The following is a 21962-nucleotide window of genomic DNA, read 5'->3' as shown; positions in this document are numbered from 1 at the left end:
CGTCACGCGTTGACGTCGCTGAAGCCGAAGGCATCGCGCAGCCGGGCGAGCATGCCGGTCCCCTGCCCGCGCTGACGGTCGTCCTCGTCCGGACGGCCACTGCCGTGCCCGTCCGCCGAGCGGGTGGATGCGATGCGGCCCAGCAGGTCGCGCAGCGACGGTTGGCCGTCCAGCGCCTGTGCCAGCACCGTCTCGTCGATCTCGTACAGCAGCGCCGGCCCCAAGGTGCGCGCCGAACTCGTCCTCGCGGCCCCGTCCAGCAGGGCGCCTTCCCCGAACAGCGCGCCCGGTCCAAGGCGGGACAGCTCGATCTCCGTGCCGTCCAGGCCGGTGGTGCTGAGCGCCACGATGCCTTCCGCCACCAGGAACAGCGACCGGCCGGCATCCCCCTGGCGGTACAGCGGCGTGCCGATGGCGACACGCTGCGGCCGGGCACCGGCCGCCAGCCTCTCGCGGGCTGACGCGTCCAGCGGCTGGAACAGGGGAGCGGCGGCGATCAGCGATGCCGCGTCCGGATGGGCGTCGGCCGCGTCGGTCCCCCCCTCCACCAGCCGGATGTTGGCGTGGCGCTGCGCCAGCGTCACCCCGGCATGGCGGAAAACGGAATGGATGCTGATCAGCACCGCATGCTCCTGCGATTGCAGGAGGGAGCGGTCGGTCAGGTCGAACGAAACCAGGAAGCGCATCCCGAATTCGTCGATGCCGTTGAACTTCACCCAGACCAGGCCGAGATGCTTGCGGCCGTCGACGCTCTTCACCAGCCGCAGCGCGTCGGTCAGCAGATTGACGATCCGGTCGGGATCGTGGCCCAGCGTCACATGCAGCAGCATCTGGGCAATGAAGCGGTTGTTGGGGTGCGAGCAGTTCTCGATCCGCGTCCCCGCCGCGACCGCGTTCGGAATGCTGACCACCGTGTTGTTGAAGGTCTGGATCTTGGTCGAACGCCAGGAGATGTCGATCACCTGACCGATGGGCGCATCCCCCACCTTGATCCAGTCGCCACGGCGGAACGGCCGTTCGAGATTGAGCACCATGCCGGAGAAAATGTTGGACAGGTTGCTCTGCAGCGACAGGCCGATGATCATCGCCAGCACGCCGGAGGTGGCGAGCAGACTGGTCAGGTCCTTCTGGAAGACCTGCGCGATCACGCCGAAGACCGCCAGGATCAGGATCAGCAGCGACACAGTGCTCTTGACCACCTGCGGGATCGCCCGCTCGCTGGATGCCTCCAGCGGATCCCAGGCGAAGCGGTGCAGGGCCAGATTGATGAACAGGGCCGGGACCAGCCACCAAGCCACGTCGAAGACGGTGACGGTGGCGGCCATCGCCCGTTCGGCATCGATCCGCGCAAAGCCGTCGATCAGCGCCGATTCGGCGGCAAGCAGGCCAACCCCGGTCGCCGCCGACTCGGCGAGCAGGAACAGGCGGGGAAAACGGCGATCCGATTGCCATGCCTCGACCCCGCGCAGGGCCAGCAGCAGCAGACAGGCCCCCCACACCCCGATCAGGGCGGGAAGTCCGCCGATCTGCCGGCGCAATCCGCGGTCCTGCGGCTCGATCGACAGTTCGAAACGGACCGTCGGGGCGTCGCGCCCGGCGCGCCGCTCTTCCGGCCGTATCTGCGCTCCGGGCACCGCCGCCGGAATGTCGGCGGTCAGAACCGCGTCCGTCACCGCCCAGCCCGCCCCGGCCACCTTGCGCCCGCCGAGCACACGCGCGAGGTCGCGGTGGGCGGAGCCGTCGCCTTCGTCGGCGGCGAAGATCATCCGGTCGTGGCTGAGGTCTCTGCTGCGGAACCGCAGGCCGACCCGATGCCCGCCCAGCGGCGGACGGGCGTCCTGCCACGCATCCATCAGGAAACGGCCGGTGACATGGTAGAGCCGGTAATCCTCGTCGCCATTGCGCGCCTGTTCAACGGGAACGCCCAGCATCACCGGCTCCACGGTGTCGAGGAACTGGATGTCGGTGACCGATTCCGGAGGCGGGCTGTCGGGAACGTTGCGGTAGCGGAACCACAGGTCGAACTCGATCCGCGCCGAACGGTTGACGGGATCGATGTCGGAGATGCGGCTGACCGACATGCCGACATGAACCACCGACAGCGGCCTCATCGTGCCGCGGTTGCCGTTTCCGCCGCTGCCATCCGCATCGGCCACATAGCGCAGCTGGGTCAGCGCGGTGGTCAGCCCGTCCTCCGGCCCGGCGCCGGTGGTGAACTGGCCGATGCCGAGCGCCCGTTCCGGCGTTCCGTCCTCGCCGAAATACAGCGGTCCGGTGACGCCGGGCACGGCATGCAGCACCGAGCGGATGGCGGCGAGCTGGTCGCGCACCATGCGCCGCGCCGACGCGCGCGTGCTCCAGCTGCCCGCCAGCCCCGCCCGTCGCACAGCGGCGATCAGAAGCTGCCCGGCGTCGTAGGCGTAGAGCGCCGCCCAGTTGCCGAGCGGCCCGAACCGCGCATCGTAAGCCGCGAGCAGGCGGTTCGCCTGCTGGTTGGCGATGTCCGGCAGGAAGGAGCTGATGACGAAGAGCTTGCCCGTGTAGAGGCCGGGATGGGACGATTCGCGCGGCAGCCGTGACAGCTGCTTGCCGAAGGATGGCGTTCCCAGCCAGTTGGGGCCGAGAATACGATTGGTCACACCCGCATCGCGCAGCGCCTGGATCAGCATGACTGCCGGCTCCTCCGTCGCCAGAAGGACGACGACGGTCTCGGGAGGCAGCCCGCGCAGAGTGCCGACGAAATCGGCGATGTCGCGGGCGAAGCCGCTCGCCGCCGGATTGATCGCAGCATCCAGCCGCAACCCGACACCACGCTGCGGCATGACATCACGCAGGGGAACCGCGAGCCGCTCCGTGACCGTCTGCGGCGTGCGCAGCAGCGCCACCGAATCGGCAAGCAGTCCCAGCCGGACGTAATCGGCCATAAAGGCGGCCTCCCGCTCGTCCGAATGCCCGATGCGGAAATACCAGGCATTGTTCCGCGTCAGGCTGGTCTCGCTTGCCATCGGTGACAGGGCGGGAATTCCGGCGGCGGCATAGATCGGCGCGGCCGCAAGGGACGTGGCGGAGCTGTCGTGGCCGATCACCGCCAGGATGCTGTCGTCCTCCACGATCTCCGCCGCGGCCTTGCGGGCGCTGGGGGAAACGCCGTGATCGTCGAACGGCACGAACTGAAGCTGCAACCCGTCGATTCCACCGGCGGCGTTGATGCCGTCCGCCAGAAGCCCGAGCGCCCTGACGATGTCCTGGCCGCCTTCCGACAGGTTTCCGGCATAGGCGATGCGGACCGTGCCGGCACTTTCCCGAATCGCGGATCGCGACGTCAGCGATGGCACCGCCAATCCTCCGGCCAGCAATGCCGCCAAAAACAGGAGAATGGCGATCAAGCGCATCAGTAGGACAACCCCAGGACTCCACATCGGCGGGAAGGCGGCGGCCAAGCGCCGGGCAACGGCGAAGAACGCAGATCCAGTAGGCCCGACGGCCCGGCGAGGATCAAGCCTTACGCGCGGAGCGCGCGGTGAAGTCCGGGAAATCTCCGGTTATCCTGGTTTCCTCACCTTTAAGTGATAGAGTCTTAATGAATAGCGCAACCTTTCTTTGAAACAAATCAAAAAGTCTGGAATCTAAACATTTCATCGATTCGGTAATTTGTTATTGGCAGGGATAACATAAACCAGCCTTTTTCCAGAGAAGGGGTTGTTGAAACCAATAGGAGCGTTCCCGATGGATATAGCGTGTCTATTGTGGAAAGAATCAGACGGTGAGACTATGTTGCACGCGCTTTCCTGAAGAGGTACGCAAAAATTTCCGCCCGTTGCGCTCTCTGCGCATGGCGGGAAGGCCGGATGAGACCGTGGGGACAGGCGGACGCTCTATTCGTTCGCAGGGTGCGATGTAGACTTGGCAACGCAATGGGTTGGATTTCAAATGACCGAAGCAGTCGAGGATTGCCGCCGTAAATTCGCCGATCTGGTCAAGCTGAATGGGATTTCAAGCAAATATATCGAGCGCGACACCGAGCGGCGGATCCTGGAGGACGGGGTCGTCCGTTGCGGCCTGACGCTGGAGGAAGCACGCGGTGTCATGCGTTGTGTTGCCGACGATTACGATCTTGTTTTCGAAAGCGAAACAGATCGTCGGATCCGGCAGGTGCTGGACAAGCACGCCGGGAAGAAGGGAAAGATCGGCAAGAAGCAGTTCAACCAGACCGCATCGATCCTGCGCGATTTCTCCAACGACAGCATCAGCGAGGAAGAGGCGCGGCGCCACATCAAGCGCATCATGACCGACAACGGATGGCAGCCGAAGCGGGCCGGGCTGATCCCGACCAAGCGCTGGTATCGCAAGATCGAAACCTGATACCTGCCCTGACACCTGCAAGGCTGAGGCCCGCGACGGGGAGCGACGCCCATGGATATCCTAGAGCTGTTCGCGTCGGGAACCGTCATCCTTATCGGGACACTTCTGATCGCGGCACCGCTGATCGTCTACCGGGCGCTGTTCGACACCGCACGGCACTGGCATGCGTACGGCGCCGGCCGCGCCGGCATCGTCGAACTGTGCGGGTTCCTGATCGGCATCTGCTTCATCCTGACCACGCCGCTTCCGGGCGGCGGCCTGAATGCCGATCTGCTGTTCGGCGTCGGCGGCCCCTGGGATCTCGATCCTCCGGCGTTCGAGGCCCTGGTCGTCGACACGCTGGCCGAGGCTCCGGACCGGCTGGCGGCGTGGCTGGCGGAGCGGGACGACCGCCTCAACCTGACCCTGGTCGTCGGTTTCGCCTTTGCCTTGCTGGCCGGACGGGGAGCCTGGGGCTTCTACCGGACCTATTGGCGCGTGGCCCTGCTGACCCTGGCGATGGACCTGACGCTGGCGGCGCTGGCGTCGGTCGCGACGCTCTACGCCATGCTTCTCGGCCTCTGGCTGCTCAACCGCCTGAATTTCTGGGCTTTGGCGGTCGCGGTGCTGGTCATGCAGGAGTACCGCTACAACACGCTGGGCCTGTTCCAGAAGCAGCGCCATTTCCGCGCGCCCAAATCGATGCTGCCGCTGGGCGCACCGGTCAGCAGCGGCAGCGACAACAGCCGGCGGAAACGGGTCAGGGCGGAGGGGTCAGGACGTGCGACTGGCCGGAAATTCGGCGTTTGAAATGCGACCAGCACACACCGGACGCCAGCACCAGCCCCGCCAACACCAGCGCCAGATAGCTGCTCCACAACGGAGCGTCGGCATCGAGCACGCCGAGGTGCCGCAGCGACAGGTAGCCGCTGTAGAGGATCGTCACCGCGGTAAGAATCCCCGGCAGGCGCAGCGCGACCCAGGCGATCCGCAGATAGGCGGCATAGAGGGCGAGGAGCAGCAGGCCGACGGCGATCTTCACCGACAGACGGCTGCCGTCGTCGGTTCCGAGCCAGGCGGCATAGGAATAGCCGGACGGGTTCCAGGTGGCGAACAGCAGGAGGAAGCAGGTTACGGTGCGGATCAGATAGCCGAAGCTCTTCATGGTGACGTCCGGCCGGTCAGGCGATCAGGCGATCAGGTTCTGGGAATCGACCTGACCGCTCAGGCGATAGCGCACGAGCGACCAGGATTGCCCGGCCCCCAGCACGATGGCGACGGTGCTCAGAAGGCCAAGCGAACGGGTGGTGGGATCGGCCAGATCGATCACGCCGAAATCCCACAGGACCCAGCCGAACGACGACACGACCGAAAGCACCAGCAGAATGCCGATCAGCTTCATCGAACGCCACGTGGCCTGCGCATGGATGAAAAGCAGGAAAGCCAACACCGACGCGCCGAACAGCTTGACCGTCCAGTGCCCCTGATCGCCGACGAGCCAGTCGTAATAGGAATAGCCGGACGGATTGTAGATGCCGAAGACCAGCAGGACCGCGAAGATGATCCGGACGATGAAACCCGCTGTCGTCATCATGGCGGCGGCTCTGCACAAATTTTCGGTTTTTCCCGTCCGGAAACCGTACGCCGCCCCAATTGCCCGGTCAATGTCGGGAAGATCCCGCAATTGCCGCACCGTTTCCCCATCCCCCTCCCTGTGCCGGAATGACGCATCGCGATGGATCGGCTGACATGACGCCCGTGAACGCCCTTTTCGGCAAGCCCGCCGCCATCGCCGCAAGCCTGGCACTCGGCGCCCTCTTCCTGTCGGCGGGCTGGACGACGCTGCCGACCCGCCATGCCGCCGCCACCGTCAGCTATCAGTTGGCCACCCCGATGGACGGAACGCCGGCGGCGGCCGCTGCTGCGCCCGCCGCGGCGCCCATTCCGGTGCCGGTCTTCCTGATGCAGCCCGACCACGCGACCATGCGCAGCGGCACCGGCCTGCTGCGGCCGGACGGACGGGTGGATATCACGCTGTTCGATCCGTCCGACCCGCGGCTGATCCACGGCAGCGAGGCTCTGATGTTCAACACCGAGTTCCGCGTCCTCTGGCTGCTCGCCACCGACGAGGAGCGGGCCCGGCTGTGGCGCGGCATCGAGGAGGTGGGGCGCGGGCTGCGCACCGCCATGGACGGCATCCTCGAATCGCCGGAATTCACCGGCGAATACCGCGACGCCTTGCAGGAGATCGGCCGGATGGCGATCGAGGAGGCCTGGCGGGCCCCGTCGACCCGCGCCACCTACGAGGAGTTCCTGCGCAGCGCTGAACCGATGCTGCACGACACCGTCGGCCGCGACCTGAAGGCCATCGCGATGAAGCAGGTCGAGCCGCTGGTGTGGAACCTGATCGGCGCCAATGTCGGCATGGCGCTCGATCCGTTCCGCAGCCAGTCCTGGGATCTCGCCCCCGTCGATCAGGCCATCGACGCCATCCTGCGCGAAGCGCGGGAGGCCGGGCTGGTCAACCGCGCGGCACGGCAGCTTGCCGACAGCTGGCAGGCGAAGGCCTTCCTGAAGACCTTCGCCGGCAATGTCGTCGATGCGCTGGCCCGTCAGCAGCGCCTGCGCGACGTCGCCGGCCGGATGGTGAACGATCCCCGGCTGGGCGCCTATCTGAAGCCGGTTTCCGGCCCGGCCGGCGATCTGGCCCGGCTCGCCCCCGACCTGCTGTTCGGCGTCCAGGCCGGCGCCGATCTCAACGCGCTTGCCGCCCACACCTTCCAGGGCTTCCTGACCGGCCGCGGCGGTCCGCTCATCGTCATGATGAGCGCCCGCCAGCGCGAGGACATCCTCACGCTCGACCGCTACTCGCCCCGCATCCTCCTGCATGCCGTGCCGCAATGACCCAGACATCCCATGCCCTCGTCATCGATGGGTTGACCATTGACCGGCCGAACGGCCAGCCGCTCCTGCGGCACACCAGCTTCGCCATCGACCGGGCGGAGGTCGTGCTGCTGGTCGGGCCGAGCGGTTCCGGCAAATCCACCATCGTCAAGCTGCTCGGCGGTCTTCTGGAGAACGGCCCCGGGGAATGGCGGGTGTCGGGACGCCTGCATTGCGGCGGACAGCCGATGGATCTGGCGACGGAGCGCAGTCCGGTCGGCGGCATCGTCTTCCAGGACCATGCGCTGTTCAACGATCTGAGCGCCGTCGAGAATCTGCGCATCGCCGCCGACCATGCGGCGCACCCGCCGGATGCCGTGCTGATCGACGGCGCCACCGCCCTGCTGGACGGCATCGAGCCGACCCAGACCGTCAGCTCCTGCAGCGGCGGGCAGCGCCAGCGCCTCGCCATCGCCCGCACCCTGCTGGCCGACCGGCCGGTCCTGCTGTTCGACGAGCCGAACTCTGGCCTGGACGTCGCGATGGCCCGGCGGCTGGGCGAGTTGATCCGCGACCTGTGCCGGTCGATGAACAAGCCGGCGCTGGTGGTCGCCCACCACGTCAAGGATCTGCTTCCGGTGGCCGACCGCGTGCTGCTGTTCGATACGCGCAACCACCGGCTGGTCGAGGTGCCGCGCGACGCCGATGCCATCGAGGCTGCCCTGCTGGCCTTGGACGACAGCGTCCCACCCGCCAGCCAGCCGGCCGGGCTTACAGAAACCGGCCTGGCCGAAACGGGCTTGGCCGAAGCCGGAATTCTGCGGAGCGCCGGCAAGGGGCGCGACTGGAGGAAGGAAGTCGGACACCGCTCCCGCTTCCACTGGTTCCTGCGCTATCTCGCCGAATATTTCTGGGAGCTGTGCGTCTCGCCGCTCATGCTGATCTATATGGGGGCCGGCGCCCTGATTATGGGCTTCGTGTCGATGTGGTTCGGCTTCCACTACAACTCCTTCGGCGGCTACCTGAAATCCCTTCTGCACGACGAGACGCTGGTCGGGCTGGGGCTGGTCCAGGGCACCGTGGCGGTTCCGCTGATCAGCAGCATCCTGTTCGTGGCGCGCAACAACGCCATCATCGCCGCAGACATCGGAAACCGCGTCCTGTCGTCGCAGTTCAGCGCCATGCAGAACCTGCGCATCACCGCGCGCGGCTACATCTTTTCGGCCATCCTCATCAACATGGTGGTGGGATCGCTGATCCTGCTGGTCGTCTCGCTGGGAATGGCGAGCTGGGCGTCGATGCAGACCTGGCACATCCAGTTTCCGATGCAGAGCTTCGAGCTGTGGCGCAGCCATTTCTTCCGCAAGCTGCTGCCCGACGGCCTGCATCCCGCCTTCAGCATGGTCTGGGTTCTTTTGAAGGTGGCGCTCAGTTCACTGCTTGCCGGCGGCGCGGCGATTGTTATCGGCTGTGGAAAGAAAGAATCGGTTCTTGAAATAAACGCAGCGATTGCGCGTTCGATCATTGTTGGGGTGACCCTGACCTTGCTGGTCCACGCCGTCATTTCAATTCTGACACTCTGACACACATCCTCTTCGGATATTTCCCAATAGCGCGGGAACTCTTTTGGGGTAACATTGCGGCGAATGGACGCCGTGAAACGGGGAAGCGGATCATGATCACGGATGCGGACATCGAACAGCGGGCCGCGGCGCAGGATGCCAAGACCGCGGCCAGCCAACCGGAACCCTGGCAATCCGCCGGTCAGGCGATTCCACCGGCGCCCCCGCCCGACCTGCCGCCTTTGAAGGCGGCGGCTTCGGACGGGCGAAACTCGTCGCTGCCGCTGATCCTGTCCATCGCGGCGCTCATTGCCACAGTGTCCGCCCCCTACTGGTCGCCACCGCTCTACCGGCTTCTCCGGCTTCAGCCGGCCGGACTGGAATGGCAGGCGCGACAGGAGGTCGAAACCGGCCGTCTCGCCCGTTCCGTCGCGGAGTTGGACCGCAAGGTCAGCGATCTGTCGGCAACACTGGTCAGGACAACCGAACAGGGCCTGTCGGCCAATGCGGTGCTGGCCAATGCCGATGCCAGAATCCGGATGGTGGCGCTCCTGCAGCTGCGCGCGACCTTGCGCCGTCCGGTTCCCTTCGATGCGGAGCTGAAGGCCGTCCGTGCCCTCGGCGGCAAGATGGAAGAGTTGGAGCCGCTGCTGGCCGCGGTGGAGGCCTATGCCGCCAACGGCATTCCAGTGGAAAGCCAGCTCCGGCAGGATTTCGCGGCGGTCACCGAGGCCGCGGGGCGCACCGACCCCCGGCCGACGCCGATCAAGTGGCTGTCCAACGTCACGGGCTGGACACCGGTCGCGGTCGAACCTGAGGCGATCCGGCCGGTGACGATTGCCGAACAGGCCCAGGCGCTGCTGGCCGAAGGCAATCTGCCGGCCGCCATGGCGCAGCTGAGCGCCATCGACCTCGGCTCCACGTCTCCGGCCCGCGCCTGGATGGAGGATGCACGGGCACGGATCGCGGCGAACCAAGCGGTCGACCGCATCGCCGAGATGGTGGTGACGGCGGCAGGCCGGATGTCTCCGAAATCCTGACAGGACTGCATCGGGGTCCATGTGGGGTCCATGCGGGCCCCGTGCACGGCGGCGGTTTCGCGCTCCCGCCGTCAGGGTCGAACTGGCAAAATATGGCTGGCAAGGTATGGCTGGATGAGTTGCGACCTTCTCGTGTCTCGCCTGCTCGGCTCGGTGATCGCCGCGTCGCTCTGGACCGCTTCGGCCGCCTGCGCCAGCCCTCCGACGGCAACGTCGCCCCAGGGCACCGCCGCGCCAGCCGCGACGGCCGTGACACCGCCGGCCAAGGAAGCTGCTGAACAAGGGGGCTGGCTCGACAGCTACAGCCGCGCCGTCTTCGACTTCAATCGGCATCTTTACGACGGCATCGACACGGTGGGCGGCTGGATGCGGGGCGGGCCGCCGGCCACACCGCCGGATTCGGCGGCCGGAAGCGTGCAGAACATGGTCACCAATCTGGTGAACGAGCCGCTGACCGCCGTCACCAGCACGATGATCGGCGAGTTCGGCAACGCATGGCGGTCGGTGGAGCGCTTCGGCATCAACAGCACGGTGGGCGTTCTCGGCTATTACGACACCGCGAGCCAATGGGGATTCACCCCGACCCACACCGACCTCGGTCTAAGCCTGTGCCGCTCCGGCGTGGGTGAGATGGGCTATGTGGTCCTGCCGTTCATCGGTCCGCGCACGGGTCGCGACGCAATCGCCGACATCGTCCTGATGAACGCCGTGCTTTGGACCTTCGCCGGGGTGGCGGCGGGCACGGGCGCCAGCTTGCAGACCATCGTCATTGCCGAGTCGGTCGAGGTGGTGGCGGACATCACAGCGACCCGGCAATTCGACATCGAAGCGAAGAACATCCGCCTGCCGGACTACGATGCCACCCGCACGGCCTATTTGAAGCAGCGGCGGGAACGCTGCGCCCGGACGATCGAGACACCGCCCGCCAAGGGGCCGGTTTCCGCTCCCCCCTCGCTCGACCGGACGCCACCGGGCGGTGGGCGCTCGTCACCCGAGATGGCTTTCCCCGAAGAAGACCGCCCAGGTCCACGCAAAGCACTTTCCGTGCAGCGGGCGTACACGGTCGCAACCCGATAACCGGCTGCGCGCATCGAAGAGCAACCACCCCACCGCTCTTTCGCCTCCCTTCCGACAAGTTGCTCCGCCTTTCAAGGCTGCAAGGTCGATCAAATGCTGAAAGACCTTTCCATCAGCCCCGAACATTTTACTCAAGATCTTACATAACCATATTCGACAGCCGTTGCCGCCATCGCCGAATTGCCACAGCGCTATTTGGGACAGCCGGCAATTGTCCGCTTTTTTAAAATGTTCAATTCAAAGATTGAGTTTATCAAATAATTTAAAACTGAAGATTGGAAGTATGATAGGGGTTGCCCGAATTGACCTAACCTCTCTTTTATAAATAAAGTTTTCCCAATAGTCGTTTAATGACTTAAGCAATTTTTGAGCATTCAAATGAAGACTCTATAGAAATCTCATTTCTATTGGACATTATCTCTTTCAGTTCGCAATTTATTATCGGCGACCTCATTCAAAAATTTCTCCGCACGCTAAAAAAAGATGCCCTGAGGGAGAGGAAGCGCTGTGACAGAGCCTACAATGACGGGATCGGGTCGGAACGATCGATGCCGCGACCGTAGAAGCGGTGAGGCATGCGGCCGGCGGAACGGACTGGCCGGTGCGGTTCTGACCACGCTGCTGTTCATCGCCCTTGCCCAGTTCGCCTTGCCGTCCTGGGCGGCAACCGAAGCCCCCCCGTCCGGCACCGCCGCCTCGCCGCCGCCGGCCTCCGACGGCGCAACGCCGCCTTCCGCCGCACCGGCACGGCCGGACGGGCCGACTGAGGTCAAGGTGGGCATGTACCTGACCCAGCTGCTCGATTTCGACATGTCGAAGCGGTCCTACTACGCCTCGTTCTGGCTTTGGTACCTGCACGACAATCCCGACTACGATCCGCATGCAACGGTCGAAGTCGCGAACGCGAAGTCGGACAGCGTAAAATTCGCCTCGCTCGACACCAGCAAGGGAATCCGCTGGCATCAGGAAAAGCATGGCGCGGTGTTGGCGGAGGATTGGGAAATCACCCGCTTCCCGTTCGACCGGCAGAAGCTGGTGATCATGGTCGAGGACGGCCAGTCCGACACCGGCCGCATCCGCTTCGTCGCCGACGGCAAGAACAGCCGCATCGATCCGGCCGCGACCGTGCCGGGCTGGACAATCGAGGGCTTCGATCTCTCGGCCCAGGACGTCACCTACAACACCTCCTACGGTGATCCCACCCTGACGGAGGACAGCGTCTATTCGCGGGTGGTCGCAACCATCACGGTGAAGCGCCAGGGAATCCGCCTGCTGTGCAGCCTGTTTGTCGGCTTCGGCGTCGCGTTCCTGCTGGCCCTGCTCACCTTCTTCCTCGATTTCGAGTCGATGGCGGGATCGCGGATCGGCCTGTGCGCCGCGGCGGTTTTCGCTGCGGTCGGCAACAAATACGCGCTGGACGGCTATCTGCCGCCGGCCTCGACCTTCACCCTTGCCGATGTGATCGTCAGCACGACCTTCGCCTCCATCCTGCTGGCGGCGCTCGCCGTCGTCCTGATGCAGCTGACGCACAAGCGTGCGCCACGCTTCGCCCGCATCGCCAACCTGTTGCTGTGTCTGGCGACCTTCGCCGGATACATCGGCGTCAACGGCTATGCCGTCGCCTCGGCCGCTTGACGGAACGGTGGAGACGACGATGACCGCCCCGCTCCCGATTGCCGGCCCGACGGCGCCGCGGCCAGCCGCCCGGACGGCAACGGTGACCGTTCGCGTTACCGGGCGGCACCTCGCAGTGCCGGCAAGCCAGGTGGCGGCCGTCGATCTGGCGGTTTCGGCCGCACCGGTGCCGTTCGCTCCGCCCGGCTACGAAGGCGTCGTCTTCAGCCACGGCGTAGCCGCGGCGCAGATCGACCTGGGGGCCCGGAACGGCGGGCAACCGTGTGACGGGCGATGGAGCCTGCAACTGGACCACGCGGCAGGGCCACTGTCGCTGCGGGTCGATGAGGTGAAGGCCGCCGACGGGAACATGGCGGATCCGGCCCCCGGCCCTGTCCTTTCCCTCGATCCGGACGATCTGCTCAGCGGGCTCGCCCCCTGCGGGCCGCAGCCGGCACGGCCGGGACCGGACCATATGGACCGGACGACCGATGAGCTGGACGTGCTGTTGGTCGCCGGTGGCGGACACCGTGTCGCCATCCCCGCGACGCTGATCGACAGTGTCGGCCGTCCAGACGGCCTTCTGACCGCAAATTGCATCGCACCCCGTCAGGTGGTGATGCTGGACGGCGACCTGTTGCCGGCCCACTCCCTTGCCTCCTGGATGGGGACCGGATCGGCGGAGGACGACAGCTGGGCATTGCGCCTGCGCACGGCCGACGGGACCATCGCCCTGACGGTCGCCGAACTGTTCGGTCTGCACAGCCTGCCACGCCGGGATCTGGTGGCCGTCGATGCCGACGGCGAAACCTCCCTGTGGTGGCGGGACGATGCGGGCAACCGCCCGATCCAGGTGGTTCATCCGGGGGCGGGCGGGTTCCTGCCGATAGACCGGCCGGCGGCGCGCGAAGCGGTCTGCACGGCAGTCCGGCCCCTGCCCGCGCCTTCGTCGGGCCATACCCATGTCGCGATGGCGGCCGGCCCCGTGATCCTGGCCGCACCGGCCGCCATGGTGCGGGAGGTGAGGGGAATGCCCTGCCCCGGCGACTTTCACCGGTCGCGCCGCTCCGGATCGATCCCCGCCTTCGACATCGACGCGGCGTTCGGGGGCACGGCCGGGCCGGCCGGTTGCGTGGTTCTGAAGCGCGACGGCCGGCATCCCATCGCCCTGCTGACTGGGCGGATCGAAGCGGCGGATGGCGGCTTCGGCTGGCATGCGCCGCCGCCGCTGCCCCATGCGATGGCCGTGCTGGCCGGGGCGGTCCGTCCTGCGACCGGAAAACCGGCAAACGGCAAGCCTGTCCTTGAATGTCTGCTGCGGCCCGACGCCTTTCGCCGCCCGTGGCGTGCGGACCCCGGAGATGTCGTGCGGACGGCCATGCGGGCGTCATTCGCCGGCTGGCTTTCGAATTGGTGAGCGGACCCTGCAGGAGTGCCCTGGCGCAATGTTCAAGAACCTGAAAATCGGCAAGAAGCTGGCGGTCCTGGTGGTCGTCCTCAATGGCTTCACCGCCATCATCGGCCTCATCTCCCTGCATGGCATGAAGATGGGAAACGACGCGCTCGACACGGTTTACAATGACCGGGTGGTGCCACTGCGCGATCTGAAGGTGATCGCCGACCTCTATGCGGTCAACATCGTCGATATGGCGCACAAGGCCCGGAACGGGAATGTGCCCACCGAGGCCGCGCTCGCCGCCATCGACGACGCCCGGTCCGGAATCCGCGAAAAATGGCGTGGCTATCTGGCAACCTATCTGGTCGACGAGGAAAAGGCGCTGGTGGCGAAAGCCGAACCGCTGATGGCCGACGCCGACCGCGCCGCCGACCGGCTGCGCGGGATCCTCGCTGCCGGCCGTTCCGAACGGCTCGACCGTTTCGTCATCGACGAGCTGTATCCGGCAATCGAGCCGGTTTCCGACGTGATGTCGGCATTGATCGAATTGCAGCTGACGGTCGCCAGGTCGGTCTACCAGCAGAACGACGCCCTGTACGACCTCACGGTCCGCCGGACCATCGGGCTGCTGATCGGTGCGGTGCTGGTCGGCGTGGCGCTCGGGGTGGCGATCATCCGCTCCATCACCGTGCCGCTCGGCCAGGCCCGCGATGTGATCGACCGCATGGCGCGGGGCGATCTGAACGTCACCGTCGCCGACGACGGCCGCCGGGACGAGATCGGCCATATGCTGCGCGCCACCGCAGGCATCGCCGCGACACTGAAGGCGGTGGCCGGCGACCTGCGCGACCTGATCGAGGCGGCCCGCGGCGGCGCCCTGTCCGTGCGGGTGGAGCCGGAACGCCATGCCGGTGAATTCGCCGTTCTGGTGCGCGGCGCCAACGAGCTGGTGGAGGTGCTGACCACCCCGCTGTTCGAGGTGGCGTCGGTGATGGCGCGGCTGTCCTCCGGCGACATCCGCGGCCGCATGACCGGTTCCTATGACGGCGACCTGCGGGCGCTGAAGGGCAACGTCAACCGCAGCATCGACGCGCTGGCCCTGCTGCTCGACGAGATCTCGGGCTTCGCCGGGGCGCTGGCCCAGGGCGATGTGACCCGGACCGTCGACGGTGCGCACCAGGGCGACTTCGCGGCCATCAAGAACAACCTGAACAGCGCGGTCGAGCAGCTCGCCGCCGTGCTGCGCGCGGTGAACGGCTCCACCGAGCAGGTCGCCACGTCGGCGACGGAGACGGCAGCGGCGGCCATCGACGTGTCGCGTCAGGCGGCCGGTCAGATGATGACGCTGGCCGACGTGTCGGGCGCGATCGAGCAGACCGCCGGCGCCATCGGCGAGATCGCCCGCAATGCCGAACGCGGCAGTACCCTGGCGCGCGGTACGGCGGACCTTGCCGAGGACGGGCAGCGGACGCTGATCTCGCTCAGCCGGGCGGTCGACGGCATCGCCGAACGGACGGCGGGGATCGAGCGGATCAGCGCACTCATCGCCGGGATCGCCGACAAGACCTATGTGCTGGCGCTCAACGCCGGGCTGGAAGCGGTCCGGGCGGGGGAGAGCGGCCGCGGCTTCGGCCTGATCGCCGCCAAGATCTCGTCGCTGGCCGAGGATGTCACCGCCGCCACCCGCGACATCGGCACGCTGGTGCGTGAGGCGTCCGCGGGCGTGGAAACCGGTGTGCGGGCCGCCGGCGAGGCGGCGGAAGCGATCGGACGCATCGTCGAGGCCTCGCGCGACAGCGGCTCCACCGCCCAGTCCATCGCCGCCGCCATCGACGAGCAGAACGCCATGGCCAGCCTGCTGAAGGACCGGGTCGAGCAGCTTTCGATGACCGGGCAGGCGACGGCCGGCGCTGCGGAGGAGATCTCCGCCACCATGGCCGCGCTGACCGACATGGCGCAGCGCCTGAAGGCGGAAACCGCCCGCATCCGCACCGCCTGACCACAGCCGCACCGGAGAGGAGGCAACGGGACCGCCATGAAGGAAGGGTTGCGCCGCGCGGCCGGCAAACTGACCGCACCGTTCGTCATCACGCTGGTGGTGCTGTTCGGCTTCTACCTCGGGGGCGACAGCTTCCAGGGGTTCGGGCTGGCCGCGATGGACAGCACGCGCCGCGTGCTGAAATACGTTCTCGGCGTTGCCGCCTTCCTGTCACTGGCCGTGCTGGTGCAGCGGATCGTCCAATATGTGATCTTCGACGGCATCGTCGCGTCCGCCACCGGCTCGCCGGTGCCGAAGCTGCTGAGCCAGATGTCCGGTCTGGTGATCTTCGGCATCGCCGTGTCCGCCTGCGCCGGCATCGTGTTCGAACAGGATCTGACGGTGCTGTGGGCGGCGTCCGGCGTCGCCGGCCTCGTACTCGGCATGGCCCTGCGCGAGCTGCTGCAGGACGTGTTCGCCGGCATCGCGCTCAACATCGACCGTGCGATCCGCATCGGCGAATACATCCAGATCCACCGGTCGGGCGACAGCAAGATCAGCGGTCAGGTGCTGGAGATCAGCTGGCGCACCACCCGCGTGCGCGACTTCATGGGCGATCTGGTGATCTTCCCCAACAGCAAGTTCAGCGCCTTCACCATCACCAATTTCAGCCAGCCGGAGGCCAACAGCTTCCGCTTCGTGACCCTGACGCTCGACGCCCGCGTGCCGCTCGCCCGCGCCACCCGCATCCTCCAGGCGGCGGCGCTGGAGGCGATGACCGGACTTGCCGGCCCGGACACGCCGGTTCCCTGGGTCGAGGTCAAGGCGATCCGGCTGGAAGGCGTCGAATACGCCATCTTCTACAAGGCGGAATGGCGTCATCTGGGCAACGCATCGCCGATGATCCTTCAGACCGTGCTGACCCATCTCGCCTTCGCCGGGCTGGAGACCGCGACCATGCTGACGGACGGCCCATCGGTTGCTGACGGCGCGTTCCGGCAGGCCGGAGGCGCCGGCCCCGACACGGCCGGTCTGACCGCCCTGCTGCGCGCCGCCGCCCTGTTCCGTGGGGTGGGGGATGCACCGCTGCGTCTGCTGGCCTCCCACGCGGCGATGCGGGAGCTGCCGGCCGGTCAGGTGGCGATCCAGGCGGGAGAGGCCGGAACCTCGCTCTATCTCGTGCTGGAGGGGCTGCTGTCGGCGGATGCCGGGCGCAGGTCGGTCCGCGATCCGCTGCCGGCGACGCTGCGTCCCGGCGACCTGTTCGATCCCGCCATCCTGCGCGGCGAAGCCCATGGCAGCACCGTGCGCTGCCGCACGGCGGTCCTGCTGTGCGAATTCGGCCCCGACGCCCTGCAAGCCCTGTTCGGCGCCGGTGCCGGCACGATGGAGTTCGGCGCCGGTGCCGGCGCAATGGAGCGCGTGGCCCGCAACCTCGTCTCCGGCTCTGCCAGCCGCTCCGAGGAGGACGAGGAACGGGTCGCCGACACCCTGCGGCAGATGCGGCACCTGTTTCCCGCCCCCGTCGGTCGGCAGGGCTCAGGCATCGGCCCGGTCGCCAACACCGGCTGACACCACCGACACCCGGCACTGCCGGACAATTTCAACGAAAACGCCAAGGAAGAGGTGACACCATGGATCCCATTTCGCTCGCAGTCGCCTTCATGGCCGCCTTCGGCATCATCTCGACCGATGCCGTCCTGCATGCCGACAGCGTCGCCGTCAGCCTGTACATGCCCGACGAGTTGTCCAAGGGAACCGCCAAGGGCGACGTGATGGAGGACATGTTCATCGCCAAGATGCAGGAGATCGGCGATACCAAATCCTATTTCGGCAGCCCGAGCGTGCGCTCGACCAAGGCCAAGACCATGGGGGCGGTCCTGGCCAAGACGCTGAAGCTGGAGGATATGACCGCCGCCGTTCAGCACACCTTCGGCATGAAGACGGCGACGGTGAACGGCAGCTTCGCCAAGGACGAGAAGGAGGGCAAGCTCCAGCTCGTCGCCATGGTGCGCGACCCGGACGAGCCGCCCTTCCCCGTGATCGTCAAGCGCAAGGATGGAGAGTCGCTGCCCGACATGATGGGCCGCGCCGCACAGGAGGTGATGGAGCATCTCGCCCCCTATGTGACGGTGGTCTACGCGCTCCAGAGCGCCGACCGCCAGCACGACTACACCGAGGTCGACGATCTGATCGCCCGCGAACTGAAGACCTACGCCTCGAAGACCTACTACCGGGAGCGGGCCAGCATTCTGAACATGGCGGGCATCGTCGCCCTTCACAAGCAGAAGCTCGACGAGGCCGCCCGCCTGTTCGAGGAAGCCGACCAGACCGACCCTGCCCTGCTGTTCCCCCGCCTGAACCGCGCCTTCGTCATGCTGGTGAAGGACGACGAGAAGTCGGTGGAAACCTATCTGAAGCCGGCGATGGAGTCCGCCCGCTATCAGCGGGCCTACACGATCCTGGCCGCCGGGGATCTGCTGCGCGCTGGCGCCTTCATGGCAACGGGCCGCTACGATCAGGCGATCACGGCGCTCGACGATGCCGAATATTGGGACCCGACCAGCGCCCTGGTGCCTTCGCTGCGTGCCGAACTGTGCACGGAGCGGGGAGACGTGGTGTGCGCACAGCGCAACCAGACGAAAGCCCGCGCGAACCTCGACAATTTCGAAACCTACCCGGAGGTCGCGAGCCTTTACTACCGCATCTCCTGGCGCAAGGGTGAACCGCTGAAGCCCAGCGATCTGCGCCAGGATCTGGGGAAACCTTCAGCGGCGCAGCCGACACCGGTCAAAGTGTCCAACACCACCGTCAAGTAAGGGAACGGAGCGCCTCGATCAATCATGCGGGAGTCCATCCAGGCTCCCGCCGCCCCCGTGGCGACCGGCTTGCCGGTCTGCACAGCAAGAAAATGCGGAGTTCTGACAGTTTGAACTCCACTATGAATTGGTTTTAATTTTCCAGGATCCTCAAATCCCGCTAGATAACCGTGCCGGGCGTTGGCTTGGGGTCCGGAAACTTCATGAACTCGAATGGAATTCTTCTGTCGCGCTTTCTGCGCGGCGGAGACGCGTGGCGTCGAGATGCCAGTGCGGTCGCGGTGGTGGTCTGGTGTCTGTTCGTGGTGGCGATGGCGGTGCTTGCCGTTGTCCGGCCGGAGCGGCCGATCACCCACATCTACCGCGACGCGGTGGTCGACTGGTGGTCGTCGGTCCCCGTCTATACGCAGGGCATCCACGGCTTCCTCTATTTTCCGTCCAGCGCGGTTCTGCTGGGTCCGCTGGCGGCCCTGCCGCTCGGGCTCGGTGATCAGATCTGGCGGTTGGCGATGGTCGCCGTGTTCTCCGGCGCGGTATACCGGGTGGCGCTGCTGCTGCATCCCTACATGGGGCGGACGCTGGCCGCCTGGGTACTGGTGGCGGCCATTCCAACCGCCTCGATCAATGTCCTGCGCGGCCAGTGCGAACTGATGATGATGTCGGTGGTCCTGCATGCCGCCGTCGATCTGGCACACAGGCGGGATCGCCGGGGCGCGACGATGCTGGCGCTGGCCGTGGCGCTGAAGCCGCTGGCGCTGGTCCCCGCCCTGCTGTTCGCGGTGGTGCGGCCGGGCGTGCGCCGGCCGCTGGCGCTTGGATTGCTGATTGCCGCGGTTGCTCCCTTCCTGCATCCGGACCCCGGCTATGTCGCCGGGCAATATGCGGCGATGATCGGCAAGCTCGCCACCGCCGCGGCGCCTGACAGCGGCCGCTGGTTCGACCTGACCCGCATGCTGGCCGAAGCCGGAGTGCAGCCGGCCTATGCGACCATGACGGCGCTGCGGCTGGCCGGCGCGCTGCTGGTGGTCGGCATCGTGTGGACGGCGGGGCGCCGGCTCGACCATGTGACCGGAATGATCGTCACGGTGATGCTGGGGGCCTGGTATCTGGTGCTGTTCAACCCGAGGACCGAGGAGGGTTCCTATCTCAGCATCGCCGTGCTGACCACCCTGGCGGCGTTGGTGGAGCATCGCCGGCCACGGGCAGGGGCGGTGCCGATGCTGCTCGGTCTGGCCGTGACCGGGCTGGGTCTGCATTTTTATGGGGGCTGGTTCTACCGACCGACCCAGATGTGGCTCAAGCAATCGCTGACGCTCGCCCTGCTGATTTATCCTGTCTGGCTGGTGGTGTCCCGACGAAGCCTGCTTGCCCACCCCGTCCCGGCCGGCGGCCAAGTCCTCCATTGTTTTTCCGGTGAAGTGGAGGAATCATAGGTAAAACGAAGCCGCACCGGCAAAAGAGGGGACGCCACCATGACCGGAACCGACACCGACCCACCCGACATGTCCGCCGATCTGCCGGACACACCGGACCGTGAGCGGCGATACTCCGCCCCGGCTCTGGAAAAGGGGTTGGACATTCTGGAGTTCCTGTCCGAGTGCCGCGATCCCCAGTCGTTGCAGCAGATCGGCGATGGCGTGGGGCGGACCAAGGGTGAGATCTTCCGCATGGTCTCGGTCCTGGCGCAGCGCGGCTATATCGAGCGGTTGGAGGGCGACGACCGTTTCCGCGTCACCGACCGGCTGTTCCGCCTGGGGATGAACCGGCCGGTCAACCGCTCGCTGATCGAAATCGCCCTGCCCTTCATGAACGCCTTCGCCGAGAAGACCGGCTATTCCTGCCATCTCGCTGTTATGTCGGGCACGCAGATCGCGGTGGTGGCACGGGTGGAAAGCACCAGCCACATCGGCTTCACCGTCCGCATCGGCTACCGCCAGCCCCTGGTGCTGACCGGGTCCGGCCATTGCCTGATGGCCTTCATCGGCGCCCGCCGCCGCCACGGCCTGTATGAGGAGCTGCGGCGGGAGGATCCCTGGATCGACCTGGATGCGCTGGACCGCAATCTCGATGCCGTCCGCGCCGCCGGCCATGTCGCCCGCCCCAGCGGCATCACCGAAGCGGTGGTCGATCTCTCCTGTCCCGTGATCGACCGGCGGGAGGGCGGCGCCGTCGCCGCCCTGACCTGTCCCTATCTGCGCACCCGGCAGGTTCCGAAGGAACCGGCGGAGATCCTGGCCGCCCTGGACGAAGCCAGTCGGCGTATATCGGAAATCTTTTCGTTGGACTGACGGATCGATTTACAGGCGCAATGACGATGTGTATATAAAACATGCGATCCGCGCTGCGGATTGTGGCAACAGCGATGCAACCGGCGGATCTGCAACCGCACCCGACATCGCGCCTTAGGGAATAACGCCTGGGGAGAACACACCGCCATGACCGCCAGATTGCAGGGCAAGACCGCCATCGTCACCGCCGCGGCACAGGGAATGGGCCGCGCCGCCGCACTCGCCTTCGCGGAGGAGGGCGCCAGCGTGGTTGCGACCGACATCAATGACGGGCTGCTGGCGGAGCTGTCGGGCATTCCCGGCATCGTCACCCGCCGCCTGGACGTCTGCGATCCGGCGGCGATCCGCGCCTTCGCCGCGGAAGTGCCGGCTCCGTCGGTCCTGTTCAACTGCGCCGGCTTCGTCCATGCCGGCACGGTGCTGGAGTGCGACGAAGACGCCTTCGACTTCGCCGTCACGCTGAATGTCCGGTCGATGTACCGGATGATCCGCGCCTTCCTGCCGGGAATGCTGGAGGGCGGCGGCGGGTCCATCGTCAACATGTCGTCCGTCGCCTCGTCGATCATCGGGGCGCCCAACCGCTTCATCTACGGCACCACCAAGGCCGCGGTGATCGGCCTGACCAAGTCGGTCGCCGCCGATTACGTCACACGCGGCATCCGCGTCAACGCCATCTGCCCCGGAACGGTGGACAGCCCGTCGCTGCACGATCGCATGCGGGCGCTCGGCGATTACGACACCGCGCGCGCCGCCTTCATCGCCCGCCAGCCGATGGGCCGGCTGGGCACGGCGGAGGAGGTGGCGAAGCTCGCCGTCTACCTCGCGTCCGACGAATCCTCCTTCATGACCGGACAGCCCATCGCCATCGACGGCGGCTGGACGAATACCTGAAGGCATCGCACCTGACCGGCAGCGGCCCCGTTGGCCGGGCCGCGAAAACGACAAGAAACAATCTGGGGAAACG

The 21962-nt window shown here is 66.5% G+C and carries 17 protein-coding genes; 14 read left to right on the top strand and 3 right to left on the bottom strand.

The genetic code is table 11. The features are described 5' to 3' along the window. Nucleotides 1-2: 2 nt before the first annotated feature. Nucleotides 3-3335, bottom strand: coding sequence for an ABC transporter substrate-binding protein (locus GBZ48_RS18785; protein ID WP_343049594.1), 3333 nt, complete (start codon nucleotides 3333-3335; stop codon nucleotides 3-5). A gap of 568 nt (nucleotides 3336-3903) precedes the next feature. On the opposite strand from GBZ48_RS18785, the gene GBZ48_RS18780 reads away from it, so the two are divergent. Together GBZ48_RS18780 and GBZ48_RS18775 are read left to right on the top strand one after the other, a co-directional pair. Continuing rightward, a complete protein-coding gene (locus tag GBZ48_RS18780; RefSeq protein WP_246307289.1) occupies nucleotides 3904-4362 on the top strand; it encodes a hypothetical protein in 459 nt (152 codons plus the stop codon). A 51-nt stretch (nucleotides 4363-4413) separates the two neighbouring features. Next, the gene (locus tag GBZ48_RS18775; RefSeq protein ID WP_174472385.1) at nucleotides 4414-5151 is read left to right on the top strand and encodes a hypothetical protein; all 738 of its coding nucleotides are present in this window, start codon (nucleotides 4414-4416) and stop codon (nucleotides 5149-5151) included. Here the strand turns inward: GBZ48_RS18775 and GBZ48_RS18770 are convergent. Continuing rightward, on the bottom strand, nucleotides 5102-5506 hold the full coding sequence (locus tag GBZ48_RS18770; RefSeq protein ID WP_174472384.1) for a DUF6524 family protein: 405 nt from the start codon (nucleotides 5504-5506) through the stop codon (nucleotides 5102-5104). The two genes, GBZ48_RS18775 and GBZ48_RS18770, sit on opposite strands and share 50 nt — an antisense overlap. A gap of 24 nt (nucleotides 5507-5530) precedes the next feature. After that, nucleotides 5531-5935, bottom strand: a complete 405-nt coding sequence (locus GBZ48_RS18765; RefSeq protein WP_049976149.1) for a DUF6524 family protein — start codon at nucleotides 5933-5935, stop codon at nucleotides 5531-5533. 155 nt (nucleotides 5936-6090) lie between these two features. Between GBZ48_RS18765 and GBZ48_RS18760 the strand changes: the two genes are divergently transcribed. The 12 genes from GBZ48_RS18760 to GBZ48_RS18705 all read left to right on the top strand — a co-directional run bounded on the left by GBZ48_RS18760 (nucleotide 6091) and on the right by GBZ48_RS18705 (nucleotide 21889). Next, on the top strand, nucleotides 6091-7245 hold the full coding sequence (locus GBZ48_RS18760) for a hypothetical protein (protein ID WP_174472383.1): 1155 nt from the start codon (nucleotides 6091-6093) through the stop codon (nucleotides 7243-7245). Next, a complete protein-coding gene (locus tag GBZ48_RS18755) occupies nucleotides 7242-8807 on the top strand; it encodes an ATP-binding cassette domain-containing protein (protein ID WP_174472382.1) in 1566 nt (521 codons plus the stop codon). Before GBZ48_RS18760 ends, GBZ48_RS18755 begins: the two co-directional genes overlap by 4 nt. Nucleotides 8808-8899: 92 nt before the next feature. After that, the gene (locus GBZ48_RS18750) at nucleotides 8900-9826 is read left to right on the top strand and encodes a COG4223 family protein (protein ID WP_246307288.1); all 927 of its coding nucleotides are present in this window, start codon (nucleotides 8900-8902) and stop codon (nucleotides 9824-9826) included. A 114-nt stretch (nucleotides 9827-9940) separates the two neighbouring features. Continuing rightward, nucleotides 9941-10903 (top strand): MlaA family lipoprotein, encoded by a 963-nt coding sequence (locus GBZ48_RS18745; protein WP_174472381.1) that lies wholly within the window; start codon nucleotides 9941-9943, stop codon nucleotides 10901-10903. Nucleotides 10904-11425: 522 nt separating this feature from the next. Further along, entirely contained in the window at nucleotides 11426-12538 is a 1113-nt protein-coding gene (locus GBZ48_RS18740; protein ID WP_174472380.1) for a ligand-gated ion channel, read from the top strand. A 19-nt stretch (nucleotides 12539-12557) separates the two neighbouring features. After that, nucleotides 12558-13934, top strand: a complete 1377-nt coding sequence (locus GBZ48_RS18735) for a chemotaxis protein CheW (RefSeq protein WP_174472379.1) — start codon at nucleotides 12558-12560, stop codon at nucleotides 13932-13934. 28 nt (nucleotides 13935-13962) lie between these two features. Then, the gene (locus GBZ48_RS18730; RefSeq protein ID WP_174472378.1) at nucleotides 13963-15912 is read left to right on the top strand and encodes a HAMP domain-containing methyl-accepting chemotaxis protein; all 1950 of its coding nucleotides are present in this window, start codon (nucleotides 13963-13965) and stop codon (nucleotides 15910-15912) included. A 36-nt stretch (nucleotides 15913-15948) separates the two neighbouring features. Next, nucleotides 15949-17463: a mechanosensitive ion channel family protein gene (locus GBZ48_RS18725; RefSeq protein WP_174472377.1), complete on the top strand. Its 1515-nt coding sequence runs from the start codon at nucleotides 15949-15951 to the stop codon at nucleotides 17461-17463. A gap of 62 nt (nucleotides 17464-17525) precedes the next feature. Next, nucleotides 17526-18710, top strand: coding sequence for a tetratricopeptide repeat protein (locus tag GBZ48_RS18720; RefSeq protein WP_174472376.1), 1185 nt, complete (start codon nucleotides 17526-17528; stop codon nucleotides 18708-18710). Between the two features lie 203 nt (nucleotides 18711-18913). Continuing rightward, nucleotides 18914-20143: a glycosyltransferase 87 family protein gene (locus tag GBZ48_RS18715; RefSeq protein WP_174472375.1), complete on the top strand. Its 1230-nt coding sequence runs from the start codon at nucleotides 18914-18916 to the stop codon at nucleotides 20141-20143. A 39-nt stretch (nucleotides 20144-20182) separates the two neighbouring features. Beyond that, a complete protein-coding gene (locus tag GBZ48_RS18710; RefSeq protein WP_209798388.1) occupies nucleotides 20183-20998 on the top strand; it encodes an IclR family transcriptional regulator in 816 nt (271 codons plus the stop codon). Between the two features lie 147 nt (nucleotides 20999-21145). After that, nucleotides 21146-21889, top strand: coding sequence for an SDR family oxidoreductase (locus GBZ48_RS18705; protein WP_174472374.1), 744 nt, complete (start codon nucleotides 21146-21148; stop codon nucleotides 21887-21889). Nucleotides 21890-21962 lie beyond the last annotated feature (73 nt).

The sequence above is a fragment of the Azospirillum melinis genome (genome assembly GCF_013340935.1).
GTDB classification, from domain to species: Bacteria; Pseudomonadota; Alphaproteobacteria; order Azospirillales; family Azospirillaceae; genus Azospirillum; species Azospirillum melinis.
The sequence above is the reverse complement of the archived record's forward strand: the minus strand, read 5'-3'. Positions and strand labels throughout refer to the sequence as shown.